At 70.7% G+C, this 21,288-nt stretch carries 21 protein-coding genes and 1 pseudogene; 12 read left to right on the top strand and 10 right to left on the bottom strand.

Translation table 11 applies throughout. The features are described from left to right. Positions 1 to 4: 4 nt before the first annotated feature. Together O7623_RS08135 and O7623_RS08130 are read left to right on the top strand one after the other, a co-directional pair. On the top strand, positions 5 to 487 hold the full coding sequence (locus tag O7623_RS08135) for a type II toxin-antitoxin system PemK/MazF family toxin (protein WP_282227987.1): 483 nt from the start codon (positions 5 to 7) through the stop codon (positions 485 to 487). A gap of 108 nt (positions 488 to 595) precedes the next feature. After that, on the top strand, positions 596 to 1,753 hold the full coding sequence (locus O7623_RS08130; protein WP_282227986.1) for a glycosyltransferase: 1,158 nt from the start codon (positions 596 to 598) through the stop codon (positions 1,751 to 1,753). A 135-nt stretch (positions 1,754 to 1,888) separates the two neighbouring features. Here O7623_RS08130 and O7623_RS08125 read toward each other — a convergent pair whose 3' ends face one another. Continuing rightward, on the bottom strand, positions 1,889 to 2,539 hold the full coding sequence (locus O7623_RS08125) for a DUF4360 domain-containing protein (RefSeq protein ID WP_282227985.1): 651 nt from the start codon (positions 2,537 to 2,539) through the stop codon (positions 1,889 to 1,891). Between the two features lie 482 nt (positions 2,540 to 3,021). On the opposite strand from O7623_RS08125, the gene O7623_RS08120 reads away from it, so the two are divergent. After that, positions 3,022 to 3,669 carry a DUF4360 domain-containing protein gene (locus tag O7623_RS08120; protein ID WP_282227984.1) on the top strand — a complete coding sequence of 216 codons (648 nt, stop codon included), beginning with the start codon at positions 3,022 to 3,024 and terminating at the stop codon, positions 3,667 to 3,669. Positions 3,670 to 4,129: 460 nt separating this feature from the next. Here O7623_RS08120 and O7623_RS08115 read toward each other — a convergent pair whose 3' ends face one another. Beyond that, a complete protein-coding gene (locus O7623_RS08115) occupies positions 4,130 to 4,861 on the bottom strand; it encodes a hypothetical protein (protein WP_282227983.1) in 732 nt (243 codons plus the stop codon). A gap of 306 nt (positions 4,862 to 5,167) precedes the next feature. Here O7623_RS08115 and O7623_RS08110 point away from each other — a divergent pair, with 306 nt between their 5' ends. Next, on the top strand, positions 5,168 to 5,902 hold the full coding sequence (locus O7623_RS08110) for a cellulose binding domain-containing protein (RefSeq protein ID WP_282227982.1): 735 nt from the start codon (positions 5,168 to 5,170) through the stop codon (positions 5,900 to 5,902). A 137-nt stretch (positions 5,903 to 6,039) separates the two neighbouring features. Here the strand turns inward: O7623_RS08110 and O7623_RS08105 are convergent, their stop codons facing one another. Then, on the bottom strand, positions 6,040 to 7,986 hold the full coding sequence (locus tag O7623_RS08105; RefSeq protein WP_282227981.1) for a hypothetical protein: 1,947 nt from the start codon (positions 7,984 to 7,986) through the stop codon (positions 6,040 to 6,042). Positions 7,987 to 8,182: 196 nt separating this feature from the next. Here O7623_RS08105 and O7623_RS08100 point away from each other — a divergent pair, with 196 nt between their 5' ends. The 4 genes from O7623_RS08100 to O7623_RS08085 are packed head-to-tail and all read left to right on the top strand — an operon-like array spanning position 8,183 to position 11,062. After that, complete coding sequence (locus O7623_RS08100; RefSeq protein WP_282227980.1) at positions 8,183 to 8,557, top strand: hypothetical protein; 375 nt, start codon at positions 8,183 to 8,185, stop codon at positions 8,555 to 8,557. Positions 8,558 to 8,612: 55 nt separating this feature from the next. Continuing rightward, on the top strand, positions 8,613 to 9,500 hold the full coding sequence (locus O7623_RS08095) for an FAD:protein FMN transferase (protein ID WP_282227979.1): 888 nt from the start codon (positions 8,613 to 8,615) through the stop codon (positions 9,498 to 9,500). Then, entirely contained in the window at positions 9,497 to 10,807 is a 1,311-nt protein-coding gene (locus O7623_RS08090; RefSeq protein ID WP_282227978.1) for a ferric reductase-like transmembrane domain-containing protein, read from the top strand. The genes O7623_RS08095 and O7623_RS08090 overlap by 4 nt, the downstream gene beginning before the upstream one ends. A 12-nt stretch (positions 10,808 to 10,819) precedes the next feature. Further along, a complete protein-coding gene (locus tag O7623_RS08085) occupies positions 10,820 to 11,062 on the top strand; it encodes a ferredoxin (RefSeq protein ID WP_282227977.1) in 243 nt (80 codons plus the stop codon). Positions 11,063 to 11,457: 395 nt separating this feature from the next. Here the strand turns inward: O7623_RS08085 and O7623_RS08080 are convergent, their stop codons facing one another. After that, complete coding sequence (locus O7623_RS08080) at positions 11,458 to 12,186, bottom strand: transposase (protein ID WP_282227976.1); 729 nt, start codon at positions 12,184 to 12,186, stop codon at positions 11,458 to 11,460. A gap of 181 nt (positions 12,187 to 12,367) precedes the next feature. Here O7623_RS08080 and O7623_RS08075 point away from each other — a divergent pair, with 181 nt between their 5' ends. After that, the gene (locus O7623_RS08075) at positions 12,368 to 13,279 is read left to right on the top strand and encodes a DUF2726 domain-containing protein (RefSeq protein ID WP_282227975.1); all 912 of its coding nucleotides are present in this window, start codon (positions 12,368 to 12,370) and stop codon (positions 13,277 to 13,279) included. Between the two features lie 211 nt (positions 13,280 to 13,490). On the opposite strand, the gene O7623_RS08070 is transcribed toward O7623_RS08075, so the two are convergent. From O7623_RS08070 to O7623_RS31340, 3 genes and pseudogenes are all read right to left on the bottom strand, one after another. Beyond that, positions 13,491 to 13,835, bottom strand: coding sequence for an Lsr2 family protein (locus O7623_RS08070; protein WP_282227974.1), 345 nt, complete (start codon positions 13,833 to 13,835; stop codon positions 13,491 to 13,493). Positions 13,836 to 14,351: 516 nt separating this feature from the next. Further along, positions 14,352 to 14,900 carry a hypothetical protein gene (locus O7623_RS08065; protein ID WP_282227973.1) on the bottom strand — a complete coding sequence of 183 codons (549 nt, stop codon included), beginning with the start codon at positions 14,898 to 14,900 and terminating at the stop codon, positions 14,352 to 14,354. Positions 14,901 to 15,180: 280 nt separating this feature from the next. After that, positions 15,181 to 15,279, bottom strand: a pseudogene (locus tag O7623_RS31340) (DUF742 domain-containing protein); the annotation flags it as partial. Between the two features lie 266 nt (positions 15,280 to 15,545). Between O7623_RS31340 and O7623_RS08055 the strand changes: the two are divergent. Continuing rightward, positions 15,546 to 15,677, top strand: a complete 132-nt coding sequence (locus O7623_RS08055; protein ID WP_282227971.1) for a hypothetical protein — start codon at positions 15,546 to 15,548, stop codon at positions 15,675 to 15,677. Positions 15,678 to 15,860: 183 nt separating this feature from the next. Here O7623_RS08055 and O7623_RS08050 read toward each other — a convergent pair whose 3' ends face one another. After that, complete coding sequence (locus O7623_RS08050) at positions 15,861 to 16,895, bottom strand: prenyltransferase/squalene oxidase repeat-containing protein (protein WP_282227970.1); 1,035 nt, start codon at positions 16,893 to 16,895, stop codon at positions 15,861 to 15,863. Then, positions 16,892 to 17,797, bottom strand: coding sequence for a terpene synthase family protein (locus O7623_RS08045; protein WP_282227969.1), 906 nt, complete (start codon positions 17,795 to 17,797; stop codon positions 16,892 to 16,894). The genes O7623_RS08050 and O7623_RS08045 overlap by 4 nt, the downstream gene beginning before the upstream one ends. 312 nt (positions 17,798 to 18,109) lie before the next feature. On the opposite strand from O7623_RS08045, the gene O7623_RS08040 reads away from it, so the two are divergent. Then, positions 18,110 to 20,284, top strand: a complete 2,175-nt coding sequence (locus tag O7623_RS08040) for a sulfatase-like hydrolase/transferase (protein ID WP_282227968.1) — start codon at positions 18,110 to 18,112, stop codon at positions 20,282 to 20,284. A gap of 138 nt (positions 20,285 to 20,422) precedes the next feature. Next, complete coding sequence (locus O7623_RS08035) at positions 20,423 to 20,605, top strand: hypothetical protein (protein WP_282227967.1); 183 nt, start codon at positions 20,423 to 20,425, stop codon at positions 20,603 to 20,605. Positions 20,606 to 20,693: 88 nt separating this feature from the next. On the opposite strand, the gene O7623_RS08030 is transcribed toward O7623_RS08035, so the two are convergent. Continuing rightward, a complete protein-coding gene (locus O7623_RS08030) occupies positions 20,694 to 21,206 on the bottom strand; it encodes a hypothetical protein (protein ID WP_282227966.1) in 513 nt (170 codons plus the stop codon). Between the last annotated feature and the right edge of the window lie 82 nt (positions 21,207 to 21,288).

The following is a 21,288-nucleotide window of genomic DNA, read 5'->3' as shown; positions in this document are numbered from 1 at the left end:
CGCCGTGGGCAGACTCTGGCAGGGCGTGACCGCGACCGTTGGCCGACTCACCGGGCAGCGCGTCCCGGCGCAGCGGCGACCGAGGCCGGCCCGCCCGGCCCGGCCCCGCCAGGTGGCGGCGCTGCAACGACGGGAGCTGTCCTACGCGCCGGAGCTGGACGGACATGCCGATCCCGGCGAGATCGTCTGGACCTGGGTGCCGTACGAGGACGATCCGCGTCAGGGCAAGGACCGACCGGTCCTCGTCGTCGGGCGGCGTAGTCGCACCCTGTTCGGGCTGATGCTGTCCAGCCAGTCCGACCGCGACGGGCAGCGCCACTGGCTGGCGCTCGGCACCTGGGGCAGCGACGGCCGGCCCAGCTGGATCCGGCTCGACCGGGTGCTGACCATGCGGGAGGACAGCATCCGTCGCGAAGGTGCGATCCTGGACCGGGCCCGGTTCGACCGGGTGTGCCAAGCGTTACGGGGCGGGTACGGCTGGTCCTGACCACGGTCGGGCTGACCTCGGGGTCAGCAACAGTTCGCCGACACGTCACGTGCCCGTGGACCGCAGGCCGACCACCAGCCCGCATGCTCGGCGCATGGTGACCGCGTCATGAGGATCGTCCGGCTGGCGAATTTCATCACCGGCAGCTCCGGTGGGCTCCGGACCGCCCTGCGTGAACTGGGCACCGGCTACCTGGCGGCCGGCCACGAGCCGGTGCTGATCATGCCGGGGGCGGTCGACTCGGACGAACAGACCGGTCAGGGCCGGGTGATCACTCTCGCCGGCCCGGTGGTGCCCGGAACCGGCGGGTACCGGGTGCTGGTGGCCCGGTCGCGGCTACGCCGGTTGCTGACCGAGCTTGCCCCGGACCGCCTGGAGGTCTCCGACCGGACCACTCTGCGGTGGACCGGTCGGTGGGCGCGCCGTGCCGGTGTGCCGTCGGTGATGGTGTCCCACGAGACCCTCGACGGGCTGCTGGGGCTGCCGTTCGGCGGTCGTCGCGCGTCCGCGCGGCTGACCACGCGGGTCGCCGACCGGCTCAACGCCGCCACCGCCGCCAGCTTCGACACGGTGCTGTGCACCACCGGTTGGGCCGCCCGTGAGTTCACCCGGATCGGCGTCGACAACCTGGTACGGGTCCCGCTCGGCGTCGATCTCGAGCGGTTCCATCCTCGGCGCCACGACCCCGCCGTCCGGCAGCGGTACGCCCCGGACGGCGAGTTGCTGGTGCTGCACTGTGCCCGGTTGTCGGCCGAGAAATGTCCAGAACGGGTGCTCGCCGCCCTCGCGCAGTTGCGGCGTCGCCGGGTCGCGGCGGTGGGGGTGTTCGTCGGCACCGGTCCTCGCCAGGCAGGGCTACGGGAGCAGGCCGCAGCCGCCGGCCTGGCGGTGCACTTCGCCAACTACGTCGACGACCGCACCGAGATCGCCCGGCTGATGGCCAGCGCCGACGTGGTGGTCGCACCGGGCCCGGTGGAGACCTTCGGGCTGGCCGCGCTGGAGGCGCTGGCCAGCGGTACGCCGGTGGTGGTCGCCGCCGAGAGCGCGTTGCCGGAGGTGGTCGCCGACGCGGGACTGGCCGCCACCGGCGGGGGAGTGGGCTTCGCCGACGCGATCGTCGAGTTGGTGCGGCGTCCGGAGTCGGCGCGGCGGTCGGCGGCCCGGGCGCGGGCCGAACGGTTTCCCTGGTCGGCGTCGGTGGCCGGGTTTCTGCGTGCCCATCGTGCGGTGGGCGCCCCGGTCGGCCTACGGCTCACCGGACGATGACGCGGTACGGTCGCGGGCGTGGCCAGCGGAGCCGCTGCCCACGCCCGTCGTACGCGTGTCGGTGCCGGTCGGCGCTGCTCGCATGCCCGTCGTAGCGACCTCGGTGCTGGCGCGCGTCAGGTCAGGCCGGCGTCGTCAGCACCGCTGCCAGGCAAGGTTGAACAGAGTGTCGACGTCGGCGTCGGTGCTGGTCATCGACATGGTGGTGATGCCTGCGGACGTGCCGGCGTCGACTCGCAGCTCGGTGTTGATGTTGAGCACCCGCTGCTGTCCACAGGGCAGGTAGGACAGCAGCGGTGCGGCGTCGCGGGTGGACCACAGTCCGTGGTACGGCCCGTCGAAGGTCTCCTCGGTGCGGCTGGAGTCCGAGGATCCCTGCCAGTAGTAGTTGGTGCGCTGCAAGCCTGCCGCCCCGGCCGGCACCGTGGCGCGGCCCCGGTAGTCGGCGGTGGCGACGGCGAACGTCCAACCGGCCGGCACCGTGACGAGGACGCCGAGCTGGCAGTTCCGCCGGCTGGCGGCAGGGTCGGTTCCGCCGCCAGCGCTGGCGACGAAGTCGAAGTAGCGGATCCGGAAGCCGGAGCCGTCGGGTTGGGCGACGACCTTCGCCGTGCCGGGCGCGCAACCGGAGCCGTTGGCGGCGAGCACCTCGACGGAGATGCTGCCGTCCGGTGCGCCGGCCTGGTCGACCGGTGTCGCCTTGGCCGGCGCGACCAGACACAGCGCGAGGGCCACGCCGAGTGCGGTGCCGATTCCGCGTCCGGCGCCGACGAGGTTTCTAGACATACCAATCCCCTCCCGGGTGGAGCCGATATCAACCGGATGGAAACGTGCGATGGTGCCGAACAGCCCGCGCGGCTTCTTGCTCTCAGGGGTCCCGCCGCAGGGTCGCAAGAGGTCGGAACGGTCACCTGACTGGTGGCCTGCGAAAGCATGATAGCTAGATGTGGTGAGCACGGCAAGCATTAGTAAACATCAATGTTGTGTCGATGGGGTTCGCGGAATTGATCATTGTGAAGAGCGATTCGCCGAGTAGTTATGTCCGTATTTATTGGACTTTATCGTGTCTGATCGATCGAGGATGCCTCTGGGTGTCGGCGCGACTTCGGGTCGATCCTTCAGTGAGTGGCGACTTGCATGCAGTTCTCGGTCGGATTCGGCTCAACTTTGTGTCAGTGTTCATAATAAACATTAGACGTTGACATGTATCGATGTCAAAAGTAAGTTGGCGCGCATGCAAGGTCAAATCAAGCCTTGGAGGTAGTTTCATGCGCAAATTGCTGACGCGTGGCGGTGTGGTGCTCGCGCTGCTCGCCTCGTCACTGATCGCGGGGGCGCCCGCGTCCGCTCGCAGCATCATGGACGACCCACCCGCCGACAAAGTCGTCATCGAGTTGGTCGCGATGGCAGGCTCCGGTTGCGAGCCCGGCACCGCGGACGTGGCGGTCTCGCCGGACAACACCGCCTTCACCACGATCTACAGCGACTACCTGGTCCAGGCCGGCCCTGGCATCCCGGTCACCGACGGGCGCCGCAACTGCCAGCTCAACGTGCTGGTGCACGTCCCGGCCGGCTACACCTTCGCGATCGTCAAGGTGGACTACCGCGGGTACGGCCTGCTGGAGCAGGGTGCCATCGCCACGCAGATGGCCAACTACTACTTCCAGGGCATGACCGAGAGCACCTCCACCAACCACCCGATCGCCGCGCCGCTGGACGACAACTGGGTGGTCACCGACGAGGTCCCGATCGGTTCCGTGGTCTGGCACCCCTGCGGGGAGTTGCGCAACCTGAACATCAACACCGAGCTGCGGCTGAGCAAGGGTACGTCGACAGGGGAGAGCTTCCTGACGATGGACTCGACCGACGGCAGCATCGAGACCACGTATCACATGGCCTGGCAGCCCTGCCCCTGAGCCGACGACGTGGCGAGGCCCGGAGACCTGTCCTGTCTCCGGGCCTCTGGGCTGCCACCCACTTGCTGTCGTCAACACGTTTAACGGGCCGGATCACTCTCATGACACCGGGTTTTGCCCTTAAACTACCGCGCCGCGTGGAGGCGCGAGCTGGAATCGAACCAGCATCCAGCTGTCCCTGTCCGTCCCTCCTCGACCTGACGACCGGTGGCGAATGCTGAGCGTGGAGCGAGAGTCTGAGTGTGAATGCGGCTGCCTCTGCCAGTTGGGCCACCCCGGTGTGTGGTACCGGGGGCGGGACTCGAACCCGCACTGGGACCGCTTCGTCAGCTTCTGCATCAGCTTCAGCGTGGTGCTCCATCTCCGTCACCCAGGAGAGTCTCCGGGTGACGGCCACCCCCGGGGCTCAGTCCGGGGGAGACTGTGCGGGTAGCCGGACCGCCGTGGAACGGCGGTCCCACTACCCGAAAAGGTAGCCGAAGACGGCGTCACCGACCCGCTGGTCGGTGACCTCGGCGCCGTTGGCCTCCTCCCGGGCGAACTTCACCGCCGTCTGCAGCGCGGAGATCCGGTCCAGCAGTTCGTTGACCCGCCGCGCCGGCAACGCTCCGGAGAACTTCACCGTCGTCCAGTAGCCGACCGGGACGTCCTCGTAGTAGACCTCGACCTGCGCCGGGTGCTTGTCGGTCGCCTCGGCCTTGACGTGGTTGCGGGGCACCTTCCTGGTCTTCACGGTCCGCACCGGTTCGGTCCGCCAGGAATCGGTCGACTCGTCGCGGCTCCACGACTCGGCGGCGTCCAGCACCGGCAGTTTCTTGACGAAGGTGTGCAGGTCGACCAGCTGCTTTTCCAGAAAGAGCAGATAGGAAACCGGTACGGCGGTGATCAGAGTCCGACCGTCGACCGTCACGTCCGCGGTGGCCCGGGTGTTCGCCCAGTCCTTGGTGGCGGTCACGTCGAACAGCCGGGTGAGGGTCTTCGCCACGTCCCGCAGCACCTGTTCGGCGTGCACCTGCACCCGGGTCGACTCGGGCGGGAACTGCTCGCCCTCCTCGTCCTTCGGCTGGTAGGTGCGCGAGATGCCGGACAGCAGCGGCTGCTTCTGCACCGCGTGATGCGCCTCGGTCAACTCCGCGAAGGACTTGCTCTTGACGCCCTTCTCCACCGCGATGATCTGGTTCAGCTTGGTCACGGCGGCCATGATCGCAGATGCGGTCGACCCGGTCGACGGGATATCTCCGCACGGCATGGCGAGACGTTCACATCGATCGATGGTTGTAACGATCATTGGAGCGTGTCAGAATTTCGGGACCGTCGCACCGGAGCCAGTGCGGGCCGTCCGAAACCGCACCGTCGAATTCCGTTCCCGGTCGCCATACCCACTGTGGTGGCGATCCGGCCCACCGGTGGCAGCACCTGCCGCGTCACCCCCGCCGGAGGTGCCGTGCGCTCTGGTCCGCCGGCCCGACCTGCCCCGACAGCTCACGAGGAGCCCGTAATGCCGCACCGACTCGGCGTCGCGCTGACCGCCGCGATCGTGACCGCCGCCGCCTGGGCCGGCCCGGCCCAGGCAGCCCCACCGCCGGTGACCGCCGCCACGGCGACCCCGCCTCCGGCGTGCCCGCCGGTGCTGCCGCTGACGGCGTCGGTGACCGGCACGACCGAGACCAGCGTCACGATCAGCTACTCGATGTTCGTGGTCGGCCCACCGTGTGGCTTCACGCTGCCGCTGACCATGACCCTGTACACCAGCCAGGCCGACGCGCAGCAGCGACGTGACCCGGTGGCGAGCGCGACGTCGGGCCCGGATCAGCACGGGTCGATCACCGTCGACGGGCTGACACCCGGTACGGCGTACTGGTTCCGGTTCGCCGGTGCCGACGGCCGCCAGGAGATGCTCCACATCGGTGGTCCGGCCCGGACGGTTGCGGCGACCGGGTGTGTCGCATCCGCAGTGGTGGACGCGAGCTGGCCCGGCGGATACCTCAGCACCGTCACTGTCCGCAACATCGGGTCGCGGCCGTTGCACGGCTGGGCGGTCTCCTGGCAGTGGCCCGGGGACGAGCGGATCCAGGCGGCCTGGGGTGGCCAGGTAAATGCTGACGGACAGTCCGTCGTGGTCCGCGACGTAGCCTACAACGGGACGGTGGCGCCGGCCTCGGCGATCACCTTCGGCCTGGTGGTGGCGAGCGGCGGTACGCCGGCCGCGATCGACCCGACCTGCGTCGGCTGACCGGGCAGGGCGGTTCGTCCTAGGATGCCGTACGGGTGGTGCGTCCCGTCACCCGGACAGCATGCAGCCCCGGAGCCGGTCCGGCCTGGGCGGTGGGCGGGGGTGCCGGCGCGACGCCGCACCCCCGCCCGTCGGGGTCAGGGCTGGCTACGCGGCCCGTCCGGCCCCAACGTGTCGATGAACTCGTGCGGCCCGCCGAGGTCCTCGACGACGCTGCGCGCCTGCGCGGCCCGGGTGGCCATCGCCTCGGCGGCGGAGTCGGTCGGTACGCCGGCCCGCCGCGCCGCCTCGGTCACCCTGTCGTACGCCTGCTCGGCCTGGATCAGCGCCTGCCGGTAGTCGTGCCGGCTCAGCGACCGCTGGGCCGCCCCGAGGAGCCGGTCGGCCGCCCGCAGTTCACCACGGGCCCGGCCGGCGTGCCGACTGTCCAGGACCTCACCTGCCAGCCGGTTCGCCGCCTCGTTGTACGCCGCAGTGAGGAACCGGTCGCTGTTGTCCCGGTCGAACTGGCTGAAGTCCCAGTTCAGGTCGATGTAGCTCATCATCGAGTTGACCTGGTCGCCGTACCAGGCGAAGAAGAACTCGTCGGCCGGACCGTAGTCGACGCCGGACTCGCTGTCGTAGCCGTCGTGCGGGTGGGACATGCCCAGGTGATGCCCGACCTCGTGGATCAACGTCGTGGTCAGCCCGTAGCCGGACGACACGATCTCCGGGGAGACGAAGGCGTAGACGTACGACTGCGTGCCGTCGGTGTAGTTGTCCTCGGCGAAACCGAGAGCGGGCACCGGAGTGCCGGCCGGCACCGCGTAACTGAACACCGGCATCTCGTAGTCGACCCGGCCCTGGTCGTCGAGCACCCGGTCGAGCTCGAAGGTGCTCTGCAGGTAGAAGTTGGCGAACGGCTCGTAGCCCAGCTCGGGGTAGCAGGACTCGTCGTCGACCATCGTCGCCAGGTAGCAGCGCCGTGCCTCACCCTCGAACGGCAGGTCCTGATCGTCGTGGTCGAGCACGTTGCGCCAGCGCAGTTCCGCCAGCTCCTGCTGCAGCAGCTCCTTGTCCAGGTAGGTGGCGGAGGCGTCGACCCCGTCCCAGCCCTCGTAGACGTTGCTGTCGATGTTGATCGATTTCGGTGGCCGGCTGGTCGGCAGTTCGGCCGGGTACAGCGGGGACGTGGTGAACAGCAGGTTCAGCGCCACGTACCGGGTGATCAGGCTGAGGTCACCGGCGAGCGCGTCGGGGGAACGGTAGCCGTCGGCGGTGTACTCCCAGGTCGGCGGCATCCGGTAGTCCTCGACGCCGTTGCCGTCCAGATCCGGTTCGTCGACGTTCCAGTTCTCCGTCCACGACTCCGGACCGGCCGACAGGTCGTGGAACCAGACCCGCCGGGTGACGCCGTATCCGTTCTCCTCGTCGTCGGCGGTGGTGCCGCCCCACGCGCTGACCTTCCGGCTGTCCCGTTCGGTGCCGAAGTTGTAGCCGGTGTCCGGGTCCGGCTCGTTGGTCTTGGTGTAGACGTGGAACTTGAAGTCCGACCGACCGAACCAGTTGATGAAGAAGATGGTGTTGCGCCGGGTGTCGACCCCCGCCGGTGGATTGAGCGCCAGCCACCGTTCGACGCTGGCCGCGTCGATGTGGTGGTTGTCGGTGATCGTGGTGACCGCGTCACGTTGCTCGTTGTAGAGCTCCTGGTAGACCGTCAGCGGAGCCGGTGTCGCCAGGCGGCCCAGTTCGGCGAAGAACCGGTTCTCGTACCGCTTGTCCGCGTACCGCACGCGGTAGTCGTAGGTGTAGGTCAGCCCGAGCTTCTCCACCTGGTCGTAGCCCAGTCGGGACCGCACCACCGGCTCGTAGCCGCTCGGCAGGCCGGCCAGGTACGTGTCCCGGTCGACCTGGGCCGGTTGGTATCCGAGGAACACCACGTTGACCGGCACCTTCTCGGTGAGGTTCGGTGCGCCACCCGGGTTGAGGTGCGAGAATCCCGAGCCAGCCGCCTGGCTGGCCGGTGCCAGCGACACGATCATGAGCAGCGCCGCCGCTATCGCCGTCAGCGTCGCCGCCGACGCCCGCCCTGTTCTTGTCGACATCCGGTTCCCTTCGTCGCCGATCGGCCGCGGCCGGTTCCGGCCGTCGGTCCGAAGCGCAGGACGGCTCGCCCTCCGCTGTGGACACGGTGCCATCGATCGGCGGCGCTGTAAATCACCGGGTGGGGTACGCCGCAGGCCGAGGTTCGGGTGATGCCTGGCGGGTTGAACCGGGGGACGGTCGCAGCCGTATCCCGGTGTGACGGCGGGGGGCCCGCCGGCGCTGACGCAGGAGGCGACGTTGGGGGAGCGGGAACGCGGATACCGGCGGGTCACGATGCTCACCGGTGGTCTGGCGGCGGTGAGCATCGCCGGCACACTCGGGGTCGCCATGGCGGCACATGCCGCGCACACCGCGGAGCAGGAGACCGTCGTCCCGGCCGGTGTCGTACCCGGTGACCCGCCACCACCGGCGGTGGAGGACGGCCAGTCCGCCCCGGACGGGGCGCCACCGGCCACCGCCGACCCGGCCGCCGAGGCCCCGGCTGCTGGCGAACAGCCGCCGGCCGAAGAGTTCCCCGAGGTCACCGACGGCGGGGACGGGCCAGGCCAGGCGACCACCGGCGGGTCGTGACCCGATGCCGCTGCTGGAGACTCTGCCGGTGGGGCGTGACTGTACACAGTGGCAGGTGTGGGGAACTCTGGCCCGGGTCGTGGTGACCGACCCGGCTGCGGTGTCGGCCGCTCGAGCGATCGTCGAGGACGTCCTCGACGCCGTCGACGCCGCCTGTAGCCGGTTCCGGCCCGATTCCGAGCTGGTCCGGGCCGGCCGGGCGGGTGGCGCGACGGTACCGGTCAGCCCGCTGCTCGCCGGCCTGCTGTCAGTCGCCCTTCGCGCCGCGCGGGAGACCGACGGTGACGTGGATCCGACGGTCGGTGCGGCGCTGTGCCGGCTCGGGTACGACGACGATCTACGCTGGGTGACCGTGCACGGGCGACCCGCCGTCGTCCCGCCGGCACCGCCGGCAGTGGACTGGCGCCAGATCCGGCTCGACAGCAACGGATTGACCGTGCCGGACGGTGTGCAGCTCGATCTGGGCGCGACCGCGAAGGCCTGGGCCGCCGACCGGTGCGCCCGCGACGTGGCCCGGCGCTGTGGGGTCGGTGCCCTGGTGGCCCTCGGGGGAGACATCGCCACCGCCGGAGCCGCCCCGGAAGGGGGCTGGCGGATCCGGGTCCAGGACCAGCCCGACGACCCGTACTGCGTGGTCGAGCTGCCCGCTGGCGCGGCGGTCGCCACGTCCAGCACGGTCAGCCGGCAGTGGCTCGCCGGGGACACCACGATGCACCACATCGTCGATCCACGGACTGGACTGCCGGCCGGCCGGGTCTGGCGCAGCGTGTCGGTGGCCGCCTACACCTGCGTACGGGCCAACACCTTGAGCACGGCGGCGCTGGTACGTGGCACCGCCGCGCCGGGATGGCTCGCTGACCTCGGCGCGTCGGCCCGTCTGGTGGCGGCCGACGGCACGGTGCGCACCGTCGGCAGTTGGTCGGCCAAGGAGGGGACGTCGTGACGGAAGCCGGGTGGTTCGTCGCGCGCGGCACCGGGGTGATGGCACTCATCCTGCTGTCGGTGGTGGTGGTGCTCGGCGTCGGCAGCAGATCCGGGCGGCCTGCATTCGGACTGCCCCGGTTCGCGGTCAGTCTCGTGCACCGTAACGCGGCGCTGCTGTCGATCGGGTTGCTGACCGTTCATGTCGTGACCCTGCTGTTCGACCCGTACGCCAAACTCGGGGTCTACGACCTGTTCGTCCCCTTCGGTGCGCAGTACCGGCCGCTCTACATGGGGATGGGCACCGTGGCCAGCGATGTCATGCTGGTCCTGGTGGTGACGAGCCTGCTGCGTCGGCACCTACGGCCCCGGCTGTGGCGGGCGTTGCACTGGCTGGCGTACGCCTCCTGGCCGGCGGCGTTCGGCCATTCCATCGGTACGGGCACCGACAGCGGCGAGCCCTGGATGCTGGCCGTCAGCGTCGTCTGCCTGGTCGCAGTACTCGGCGCGCTCGGTTGGCGATTCGTCCTGTGGCTGCGCCCCCGACCACGGCAGCCCGGTACCGTCGCCCCGGCCCGCCGGGCGTCTGACGCCACCCCGGCCCGTCACACGTCGGACGCTGCCCCGGTCCACCAGGTAGCTGCCGGACCCATCGACGGTGTCGAGGCGCGGCCGGTGCGGCAGTGGTCCTACCCGTCGACCACCGGCGGCTACGCACCGCCGGTCTCCGGGTACGCCGGCACGACCACCAGTGGCAGCCTGCTCGACATGTACCGCAAACCGGCCGCCAGCTACCAGCCGGTGAACGCGTCGGCGGCGGCGGACGACACGCCAGCGGCGTACGGCGGGTCCGATGCGTACGGCGGCTACGGCCAGGCGACCTACTCCGAGGACGCCCGGGCGCAGAACCCTTACGCCGCCGCCGGCTACGCCGATCCCGGCTACGCCGATCCCGGCTACGCCGATCCCGGCTACGCCGATCCCGGCTACCCGGACCCGGGCTACCCGGACCCGGGCTATGCCGATCCTGGTCCGCCGTACCAGGCGCCCGTACCCGCCTCCGATCCGGACTGGTCGGACGATCTGCGGTACCAGCCGGCGGCCGAGTACGTGGCCATGTACCGCGGGGAAGGCTACGACCCGGTCGGCTCGGCCTATCCGGCGGCGGAGCCGGCGTACGGCACCGGCGTGGAGCCGGCCCACGGTGCCGAGTCGGGACCGACCTACGACGCGACGGACATGTACCGTCGGACGACCTACCCGCCGGCCGGGGACTCCAACAGCTATCGTGAGGACCCGCACACGGTCTCCTCGGGGTGGCGCCGTTAGGAGTGACGACAGGTGAAGCAACCGGATGGCGCGCGGCTGCAAATCGACTGGGCCCGTTGCGACGGCCGTGGGCTGTGCATCGAGTTCCTTCCGGAGCTGCTGACCCGCGACGACTGGGGCTTTCCGGTGTCGGTCGACGGCAGCCGGGAACCGGTCGTGCCGCCGGCGCTGCGCCGGCACGCCGACCGGGCGGTGGCCAACTGCCCGGAGCTGGCGTTGCGGCTGCTCCCCGGGCCGGCCGCCACGGGCGGTTGAGTTCTCGGGCCGGCCGCCACGACCGCCACGGGCAGCTGTCGGTGTCCGTCGGTGGGCGTACTCCGGTGAACATCTAGCATGGTCGGCACTCGCGCCGACCGCGGCGCGGTGTGGTTCGCTGCGACGTGACGGACAGTGCGTTGACAATCCTCCCCGCCCTGAAGGACGGGCATTCCCTGGGTCGTCCCAGGGGGTTCCTGCTTCGCCGACGACCGCCCTGTCCGGACGTGCGTCCGTTGGGGTCTTACACCGCCTCCACAGGCAGTCACGGAGAGCCCCTCCGCGAGAGTGTTGCGGGCCGTGTTGACGTCCCGGTCATGCGCCTGCCCGCACCGGCAGGTCCACGACCGCACATGCAACGGCATCCGCTCGGCCAGTGCGCCGCAGGCGGAGCATCATCGGGTCGACGGGAACCAGCGGTCCACGACCACCAGATCCCGGCCGTACCAGTCGGCCTTGTAGGCCAGCATGGTGCGGAACTGCCGCCAGGCCGCATCCGAGACGGCGCGGGCCAGACTGTGGTTGGCCCTCATGTTGCGGACGGTCAGGTCCTCGATCACGATCGTTTGGGTTCCACGAACGAGCCGAGTGGTCAGCTTGTGCAGGTGGTCACGGCGGCGGTCGGCGATCCGGGCATGGACGCGGGCCACCGCCAGCCGGGCTTTGGCCCGGTTCACGGAGCCTTGGGCCTTCCGCGCGAGGTTCCGCTGGGCGCGGGTCAGCCGATGCCGGTCGCGGCGTTCGTGCCCCGGGTTGGGGATCTTCTCCCCGCCCGAGAGGGTGAACAGGCTGTCGAGACCGGCGTCGACCCCCACCGAGCCCGAGCAGGCCGGGGCCGGCTCGATCCGGTCGTCGCAGAGCAGGGAGACGAACCAGCGGCCCGCCAGGTCCTGCGACACCGTCACCGTCGACAGCGATACACCCTCCGGCAGGGGCCGCGACCAGACGCTGTCCAACGGTTCGGACATCTTCGCCAGGGTGAGCCGGCCGTCGCGCCACCGGAACGCGCTGGCCGTGTACTCCGCCGACCGCCGCGACCTCTGCCGCAGCGCCTGTTGCAACGGCACCGACGACACCTCGGCGAGGAACGCGAACTCGTCGGTCTTCTTCCACGACGTGAGCATCGCCGAGGTGGCGTTGTAGGTGACCCGTTCCCGACGTCGGGTCCACGCCTTGCTGCGGGCGGCAAGCGCCTTGGATCGACGCCGAACCGCCCCGGCGGCGGATCGACTTGCCCTGTCCCGCTCCGCGGGAGTTCCGTTTCCGCGACGGCCTGAAGACCGGAGTATCCACGGAAGGAATCCGATGACCAACGACGACGGCTCCCGGCAATCCTGGCTGCGCCCATTGCTCGGCCCTGCGGAACATACCGCCGCGCTCGCGCGCGGTGAGCTGTTCGAGCGCGCGGGCCGGGTCGTCCAACCCGACCGGCGGCTCAGCCAGCTGGTGGGCCGTCGCCCACCGGGCGTGACGACACGTCAGTGGAGCGTCGCGACCCGGGCACAGTTCGATTTCGTGGTGTGCGACCCGACGGATCACCGCCCGGAATTCGTGGTCGCCTTCGTCGACCCGGCGACGCGGACGACCGGGCAGCAGCGGGACGAGCGGATGACGGACGCGGTCTGCGAGGCACTGGGTCTGGAGCTGTTGCGGGTCGAGTCACCGGCGTTCGCCGCTGCCGGGCTCGGCCGCCGGGTCGTCGAGTACATCCTGGACGCGCGAGCGTTCCAGCGCATCGGCGGGGTGGACGGGGTGGACCCGGACGGTTCCACTGTCGGACAGCCCGGTTACCGCGACATCGTGGGTCGGCTGCCCGACGGCCGGACCGGGTACGTCAACGATCTGGGCGCGGTGGCCCGGGCGCGGGCCGTGGAGGCCTTCGTCGGTCGACAATTGTCCGACCCGCTGCTGCGTGGGCTGCACGTACGGTGGAAAGACGGATCAGCGGAGGGGTGGGCATGGCTGTCGGTACGCGAAGGCCGTTTTCTGTTTGAGCGGGTGCGGATCTGTCCGCACCGCCTGCAGTGTGGGATTGAGCCGGCGCGATTCGCCGAGGATCTGGCGGCGGCTGCGGTCGGGGAGCGGCTGAAGACACTCGAACTTGTCGAGCCGGAGTTGTGCGACCGCGCCCAGCTGCGTCGACGGTTGCACGCCCTGCGGGAGCGTCGTGCGCAGATGAGTGGCGAGTTCGCGTTCGATCATGTGGCGTTCGACTGATTCCGCTGGCGGCCGCCGAACACGAATCCCGGTGAGCCCGGATGCGGCCGCCGGACCGGGGCCGGTCGACCGGCCACCGCTGCCGGTGGTGGGCGCCGACGGATGATCCGCCCTACCGCCGGAGGGATTCCCCTTCCGGCGGCACCGTCGGCGCCGATACCTGACCGGGCCACCTGCCGGCACCTGTACCCGCAATTGCCCGGGGCGTAGGTCAGCCCTTGTGGTAGGCGGCGATCACGTTCGCCGGGATACGGCCCCGTTCCGAGACCGCGTAGCCGTTCTTGGCTGCCCATTCACGGATCGCCCGGTTCTGTTCGCGGTCGGACCGGGCCGGCGGTGCCGTGTAGCTGCCCCGCCCTCCTCGCCCCGTGGCGGTACTACGGCTGACCCTCGTGCCGGCGGCGATGTAGGCGTCCAGCGCCTTGCGCAGCTTGCCGGCGTTCTTCTCGGACAGATCTATGGTGTAACTGACACCGTCCAGCGAGAACTCCACCGTCCGATCGGCCTCGCTGCCGTCAAGGTCGTCGGTCAGCAGAGTAATGACTTTCTTGGCCACAGGTGCTCACTCCTCGGGATACGGCCGTGTTCGGAATTGAGTCTGACGCATTGCCATGCCAATCCGCAACACTTCCGTCATTGTCCGTGGTCCGTCGGTCGCCGTCCGGGCCCGGATCGATCTCGTTCCGGGCGGCATTTACCGCTGGCCAGGGCCGGTGCCCGGGGTGAATCCCTCGACTTGGCCGGGCAATGCCGACACCGGTCGGGTGATCGCGGCCGGACGCGCTGGCGTGCCGGTCGTCGACGTGGGATGGCCCACAAACCATTACCGGCGGCGTCCTGCCTGTCTAGCATAGAGGTGCAGTGATGCTCGCCTGGTTCAGGCGACGACCGCCCAGGGCGGTGAGTGTCCGGTTCGGACGCTCGGTAGCTGCCGTTTGATGGACGTGGGTGCCGGCCTTGAGCAATTGCCCGAGGCCGGCGCTCATGTGCATTCCGGATGATCAGGTCCGGTGCCCGCAACGAGTCGTGGCCCCGCTGACCAGGTCAGCGGGGCCACGATGGGATCAGTCGGTCAGCGCAGCCAGGCGTTGCGCCGCACGATCGGCAGGCTCGTCCACCAGCCGGCGATGCTGTAGCGCAGGCCCGCGCCGGTGGCTGCCAGCCCCAGCAGCACCAGCCCGTACACCAGGTGGTCGTCGAGGAACGGATTGTTCGCGATCGGCAGCGCCGCCAACCACATGAGGCCCAGCAGCAGCGAGCCGGAGACGGCGGCGATCCACATTCCGATGCCCAGGATCAGTGCGACGCCGATGCCGGCCAGCCCGGCCATGAACAGCCAGTCCGCCCAGGCCTGGCCCGCCATACCGCCGAAGAAGCCGCCGAACGGACCTTCCACGTTGCTCAGGTAGCCGGTCGTGGGCGAGCCACCGTTGAGCCAGGCACGCTCGCTCGGGGTGGCCTTGCCCAGGCCGAAGAGCTTGTCGAGGAAGGCCCAGAGAAAGATGAATCCCAGGGCGATTCTGGCCACCGCCCAGATCGCGGTGCCGAATCGGGGCGCCGTAGCGGTGGTGGACTGGTCGCGCCCGCTGACTGTTGCCGGGTGAGTGGTGTGTGCCGCCATCTCGATCCCCTCCCCTGTCTGATCGATGTCGGTACCAGTTCCACCGACACGTCAAGGATCAGGCACTGGCGGATGCCCGGGACAGGGTCGGAGGTCCCGCCGGCCTGTGTCGTTGGTCAAGGTCCGGCGCTGGTCACACCCGCCCGGCGCTGGTCACAACGTCCGAAGCCCGTCGAGGATCGCGGCCAGGACGTCGTCGGGTCCGGCCGCCCGCCGCCGACGGATTCCGTACCTGGATCATCGACAGCTCCAGCACTGGATCATCGGCACCACGGACACCGAGCAGGTCGCTGAGCAGCACCCGGACGGTGCCCAGTGGGAGGTCCAGGTGGGCGGCGATCTCCGCGACCGCCAGCGGGGCGTGGCACAACTGCAGGATGCCGCGCTGTTCCGGCCTACCATGGTGTCGGCGGCGCCCGGCCAGCGGACCGTGACGACCAGGGAGATCAGGTCCAGCCCTTGATGGTGGGGTCGGTACGGCCACCGGTCATCAGATTCCTTCCGTGGATACTTCGGCGTTGCGGCCGGGGAGGAAACGGAACTCCTGCGCAGCGGGACAGGCCACGCCGATCCGCCGCCGAGGCGGATCGGCGTCCACCCCACACACCCCCCACGGCTCACGACCGAACCGCTAGACCGTGGACTGTGTCCAGGACCGTGAAGCGGGCGTTCGAGGACCGCTGGTTCCCGTCGACCCGACGGTGCTCCGCCTGCGGCGTACTGGCCGAGCGGATGCCGGCTGCGCCGCCGTGGACGCCGGGCATTCGTCGACGGTGACCAGTGCCGCCGGGACCGGCACGAGCGCGGTGTCGTGCACCCCGACCAGCAGCAGCGGCAATCCGTCGCGTCGAGTGGACCAGACCGCGACCGCGCACAGCGTGCAGCAGGACCGCAGCAGGGCGAGCGGTCGGGTACGCAGTCGTGACCCCCGTCCGCCCGTCACACCTCCCCGGCCCGCTGCTAAGCGGGCCCGAACGCGTCGCCGTCGGCCACCCGGCGGGCGAGATGCCCGGCGGCGAGGATGCCGGCCCGCACGACGCGCCCCGACCGGCCCGGTCCACCGCCGGTGACGTCGGTCCGGGTGCCGGGGCACCGGGCGTCCGGCGTCCCGAGGTGGGCGCGGCCACGGGCGGCCGCCTGCGCCATCCGGGCGCTGGGCGGGTCGGTGGTGGCCAGCAGCACCTGCAGCGCGTACCCGGTCTCCTCGGCGGTGCCTGACCACCGCCCCCAGGACCCGTCGGTCCGTTGGGTACGCAGGACCCAGTCGACGGCGCGCAGCACCGCGGCGGAGGCACGGGCGCCCAGGCCGGCCTCCTGCAGCGCCAGTGCGCAGCAGGCGGTGGTGGCGTAGGGCGAATCGGCGGGCCGGCCGGCCCAGGACCCGTCGGGGCGCTGCTGGTCGCAGAGGCGGGCGCTGACGGTACGCCGGGCCGCCATCACGTCGCCGTAGCGTCTGCCGGCGTCGCAGGCGGCGAGCGCCTCGAGCAGGTACGCCTCGGCGGTCACCGGCGCGGCCGGGTCGGCGCCGGCGGGCAGGTCGGCCTGCTGGTCGCCCAGCGCCGTCAGGTCCGTCGCGTGGTCGAGCAGCGCCGTCGGGTCCGTTGGCCGGCCGAGCAGCGCAAGGGCGTACGAGATCAGCGCGGTGGCGCCGACGTCGGTCGCTGCCGGCCGTGCGGGCGGGCGCGCTGCCTGTCTGGTCGACAGGCCCGGTGCCGTCGGGTTGGCGGGTCCGCCCGGCCGTACCACGGCCTGTAGCGAGTCGATCAGCTCCGGCGCCACCAGGACCGTCAGGTCCACCCGCAGCAGGGTGCTCAGCACCCGGGCGCGCTCGGCGGCGGCGGCCACCTCGTCGCCAGGTCCGGCCGTCGTGAGCAGTTGGTCGACGAGTTCCTGGGCCGGCCGGGTCCAGTCGTGGTCGAGCGGGGTCGGTTGCCGACGGCGCGGGGGGTGCAACAGCCGGGCGAGGGTGCCGGGCCAGGTGTCGGTGATGGTCACAGTCCACCCCAGAGGTCGGTGATCCGGTGGAAGCCACTGCTGAAGCCGAGTTGGCGCGACAGGTAGCTGGCGTGGTGCGGGCAGCGGACCTCCAGCGGACGCAGCAGCTCCCGGCAGCGGTCGACCAGGTGTCCGATCTGCTCCTGCAGGGTGACCCGGTCCGCTGCCAGGAGCGTGTCGAGTCCACCGGACGCGCTGTCGCGCCCGGGTGGCGCGGCGAGGTCGGCGACCAGCCGCAGCACCCGCTGCACCTCGCGGCTGACCGTGATCAGCTCGTGCAGGTGGGCGATGGCCGGGCCATCGCCCGACCGGAGCCAGTGGGTCAGGTCGACGAAGGTGGAGCCGATGGTCGCGGAGTTGTCGAGATACTCGTGCAGGGTTGGTCGGTGACCGTCCGGCTCGGCCCGCTGGGCCGCCCGCCACCGCCATTCGCGGTGCAGGGCGGTCAACATCCGTTCCAGCTCGGCCCACCACAGGCCACGTCGGGCGGCGAAGGCGGGTGACGGGGTGAGCTCGGCGACGATCTCGGCCAGGAACCGGCCGAGTTCGTCGTGCTGTCCGGCGGGTGCCCCGTGCGCGACGGCCCGGCAGCGGTCGATCAGGACGATGACGTCGTCGTCGGATTCGATGTGTCGGATCCGCCAGTGCGCCGCGTACCCCCAGATGGTCGCCCGGTTGGCCGACCGCAGCTGCTCCGGGGTGCACCACGGGGCGGCGAACGCGGTGGCCATCGCGACCGCGGCGAAGACCGACGGGTCGAACGGCCGGTGGGGCAGCAGCGCCGGGTACGCCGTGGCCCGGGCGGCCAGGTCGCGGTGACCGGCGGTTGCGATGGCGCAGATCCTGCCCTGCTCTGCGGCGGTCTGCAGGGCCTCGCCGGCCGACGAGGAGACCGTCCGCATCAGACGGTCCCGGGGTCACGGCGGGCCGCCCGGCGGGGGTGCGCCGCGCGCAGGGCTGACGCGTTGGGCATTCGATCACCTGTACGTGGTCTCGTCCGTCACCTGACTGCTGGGTCAAACCGGCGTGATGGTGACTCCATGGAAGCGAAAGATGACTTTCGGATGATCATGCCACGATGGTGAGGGTTAATCTAGTTTCATAGATGTTAAGTTCCTTTGCCGAAGAGGGTCCTGGTGACGAGGAGTCGTCCTGGTCGGCAAGGTGACGGTGTGCCGTCGGGCGGCCTGGGCGGGTGTGATAGGAGTGCACCCGTGACCGAGCCGGAGCCCGACGACCGTACCAGCGTGACCGATCCACCGGCTCCGCCGGTAGATGACCCGGTGAAGCTGACGGATGACCCGACGCGGTCGACGGGCGATTCCGTCGAGCCGACAGGTGATTCCGCCGGCCGACCGGCCTGGCACGGTCTGCTGGAGTTGACCGCGCTCAGCGGGTTGGCCGTCACCCAGCCGCTGCTCGACGTCATCGGCCGCAGCCCGGATTTCTTCTTCTTCCACGGCGCGGGCGTTCCTGCGGTACTCACCCTGGTGACGATCGTCGCGCTCGGCCCTCCGCTGGTGCTTTGGGGCGTCGAACGGCTCGCCGGCCTGCTCGGTACGGCCGTCGGTCGGTGGACCCACCTGCTGCTGCTCGGCGGTCTCGGCACGTTGCTGGCGGTCCAGGTCGGCAAGGCGCTCACCGACCTGCGCGGCCCGCTGCTGCTGGCGTCCGCAGCGGTGGTGGCGGTGGTGGCGGTGGTGGCGTACGCCCGATTCACCGTGACCGCACAGGTGCTGCGGGTCGCGGCGGTCGGGCCGTTGGTGTTCGTCCTGCTGTTCGCGGTCGCGTCGCCGTCGTCGGCGGTGCTGCTCGGTGGCGAGGCGTCGAGCGCGGCCGGGCGCAGCATCGGCCCGCACCCGCCGGTCGTGATCATCCTCCTGGACGAGTTCCCGCTGGTGTCGCTGCTCGACGAACGGGGTGAACTCGACGCCGACCGGGTGCCGCACTTCGCCGAGTTCGCGGCGGACGCCACCTGGTACCGCAACGCGACGGCGGTCAGCGGCAAGACGGTCTCCGCCGTACCGGCCATGCTCACCGGTCGGTACCCGACCGGTGAGGTCACCCCGCACTACTCGCAGCACCCGGAGAATCTGTTCACCCTCCTCGGTCCGGAGTACCAGATCGAAGCCTGGGAGAACGTCACCCAGCTGTGCCCGCCGGAACACTGCCGGGGCCGGCCGGGGCAGGCCCGGGGGAGCCTGCCGGTCATGCTGCGGGAGACCGCCACCCTGTACGGCCAGCTGGTCTCTCCGCGGGACTCGCTGGCGGACCCGGCCGACAGCTTCCGGGAGCCGACCGTCGCCGACGACATCCGGGCCAACGACAAGGCCCCGGAGACCGGTCCGGAGTTCCGGATGAGCCGGTTGTCGGAGAACCAGCCGGCCCGGTTCACCGAGTTTCTCGCCTCGCTGCAGCCGCAGGAGGCCCCGACGCTGCACTTCCTGCATCTGCTGATGCCGCACTCGCCGTGGACGTACCTGCCGTCGGGGACCCGCTACCACGGCCCCGCCGGCCTGCCCTGGGACGGCACCTGGTGGGCCCGACTGACCCACCAACGGCACATCGAGCAGGTCGGCTACACCGACGTACTGATCGGTGAGGCGATGCGGACCCTGCGCGAGTCCGGGCTCTACGACGAGGCGTTGATCGTGGTGACCGCCGACCACGGCGGCAGCTTCACCGAGGGGGTCGCCGGCCGGGAGATGGACGCCGAGTTCCGGGCCGCACCCGAACTCGCCTGGGTGCCGCTGTTCGTCAAGGAACCGGGTCAGCAGGCCGACCGTATCGACGATCGCAACTGGGAACACGTCGACCTGCTGCCCACCGTCGCCGACCACGCCGGCATCGAGGTGCCCTGGCGTACCGACGGCATCTCGGCGTTGCGCGGGCAGCGCGAGACCACCGACAAGCGGTTCGACCAGCCGGCGGGGCAGCCGATGACGATGGACGGGCCGACCCACTTCGCCACCGTACGAGCGGGCAGTGCGGCCCGGCCGGTCTGGCCACCGTTGCCGGCCGCCGAGCTGATCGGCACCTCGGTCGAGGATCTCACGGTGACCGGCACCGGGCCGTCGGCGATCGTGGCGAACCTGTCGGCGTACGGCGACGTCGATCCGGACAGCGGGTTGCTGCCGGCGTTGGCGCACGGCACCCTGCCCGATTCGGTGCCGGTGGGCGCGCCGATCGCGATCGCACTCAACGGTCGGGTCGGCACCGTGGTGCAGGCCGCCCGGGACCGGGCGGGACGGATGCGGTTCGTCGGTCTGATCCCGGACGAGGAGCTGTTCGTGCCGGGCCGCAACGAGCTGGAGCTGTTCCTGGTCACCGCCGATGACGCCGGTGCCGCCCCGACGACGGTGCTGCGGATGCCGACGACGGCGGACTGATGCCGACGGCGGACTGACACCGACCCGCTGGCGATCGGGCGTCGCCGCCGGCGTCGGCAGGCGTACCGGGGCGGGTCGATGGGTATGAGTTCGCCGAGAGCACGTGGCGGACACCCCGTCGCGACGAAGGAGGCGACCATGGTCGGCAGGATGATCAAGCGCTGGGCGGTCGTGGCGATCGCGGTGCCGTTGGCAGCGGCCGGCGCGCGCAAGCTCAGTTCGGTGGTGGAGTCGCGTCGGGGTCCGTCGCGCACCTCGAATCTGCTGCGCCGGGCGGGCGACATGATGCACCAGAACAAGCGCCGCCGCGCCTGGCGGTAGCCGTACCCGTGGGGTGCCCGGCCCCGGCCGCCGACGTTCGCGGCGCGGGGCCGGGCATCCGCGTGTGCGCAGGGTGACCGGCGGGTGGTCAGGAGGGGCAGCTGCCGGCGGCCTGACGGTTGGCGATGGCGTCGTCGGCGCCGGAGGCGTACTCGACGAGCACGCCGCCGCCCGGGTCGAACCGCCAGGTGTCCTGTTCCAGCCGCATCGAGCTGTTGCCGACGGTGTCGTCGCGTCGCCAGGTGAGGTCGACGGCGGTCTCGCTGACCGGATTGACCTCCTGGAGCTCGAACTCGACCCCGTCCTGCACCGGACAGGCTTCGTTGGTGGTGACGAAGACCTCTTCCGGGACGGACTTCTTGGCCTCCTCGGTCCACAGCTGCCACGCGCCGGACCAGTCGCCGCTGGCGATCAGGCTGAACTCCTGTTGGGCGACGCTGAGCGCGTCGGCCACGTTGACCTGGATCGGTTCCCGGGTCTCGGGCGCGGAGACGACCGGGGCCGTCGGTGTGCCCGGGGTACCGCCGGACGCGGTGCCGCAACCGGCGGCCAGCGTCAGGGCGGCCACTGCGATGAGTACGCTCGCGGTGCAGCGGCGCATGCCACTTCCTCCTTGTTCGGTGCGCCTCCGGCAGGGTACGGACGGTGGGAGCGCTACCAGAGGTCAGTCTGGCAGCTTAGGC

Origin of the sequence: Solwaraspora sp. WMMD791 (genome assembly GCF_029581195.1) — a bacterium.
Lineage (GTDB): Bacteria > Actinomycetota > Actinomycetes > Mycobacteriales > Micromonosporaceae > Micromonospora_E.
The sequence above is the reverse complement of the archived record's forward strand: the minus strand, read 5'-3'. Positions and strand labels throughout refer to the sequence as shown.

What these genes read in the sequence shown, in the direction of transcription:
- O7623_RS08035 (WP_282227967.1), top strand. Translation starts at nt 20,423, where the DNA reads ATGGTCGGCAGGATGATCAAGCGCTGGGCGGTCGTGGCGATCGCGGTG.
- O7623_RS08130 (WP_282227986.1), top strand. Translation starts at nt 596, where the DNA reads ATGAGGATCGTCCGGCTGGCGAATTTCATCACCGGCAGCTCCGGTGGG.
- O7623_RS08065 (WP_282227973.1), bottom strand. Translation starts at nt 14,900, where the DNA reads ATGGCGGCACACACCACTCACCCGGCAACAGTCAGCGGGCGCGACCAG.
- O7623_RS08110 (WP_282227982.1), top strand. Translation starts at nt 5,168, where the DNA reads ATGCCGCACCGACTCGGCGTCGCGCTGACCGCCGCGATCGTGACCGCC.
- O7623_RS08030 (WP_282227966.1), bottom strand. Translation starts at nt 21,206, where the DNA reads ATGCGCCGCTGCACCGCGAGCGTACTCATCGCAGTGGCCGCCCTGACG.
- O7623_RS08105 (WP_282227981.1), bottom strand. Translation starts at nt 7,986, where the DNA reads ATGTCGACAAGAACAGGGCGGGCGTCGGCGGCGACGCTGACGGCGATA.
- O7623_RS08120 (WP_282227984.1), top strand. Translation starts at nt 3,022, where the DNA reads ATGCGCAAATTGCTGACGCGTGGCGGTGTGGTGCTCGCGCTGCTCGCC.
- O7623_RS08075 (WP_282227975.1), top strand. Translation starts at nt 12,368, where the DNA reads ATGACCAACGACGACGGCTCCCGGCAATCCTGGCTGCGCCCATTGCTC.
- O7623_RS08125 (WP_282227985.1), bottom strand. Translation starts at nt 2,539, where the DNA reads ATGTCTAGAAACCTCGTCGGCGCCGGACGCGGAATCGGCACCGCACTC.
- O7623_RS08080 (WP_282227976.1), bottom strand. Translation starts at nt 12,186, where the DNA reads ATGCTCACGTCGTGGAAGAAGACCGACGAGTTCGCGTTCCTCGCCGAG.
- O7623_RS08045 (WP_282227969.1), bottom strand. Translation starts at nt 17,797, where the DNA reads ATGCGGACGGTCTCCTCGTCGGCCGGCGAGGCCCTGCAGACCGCCGCA.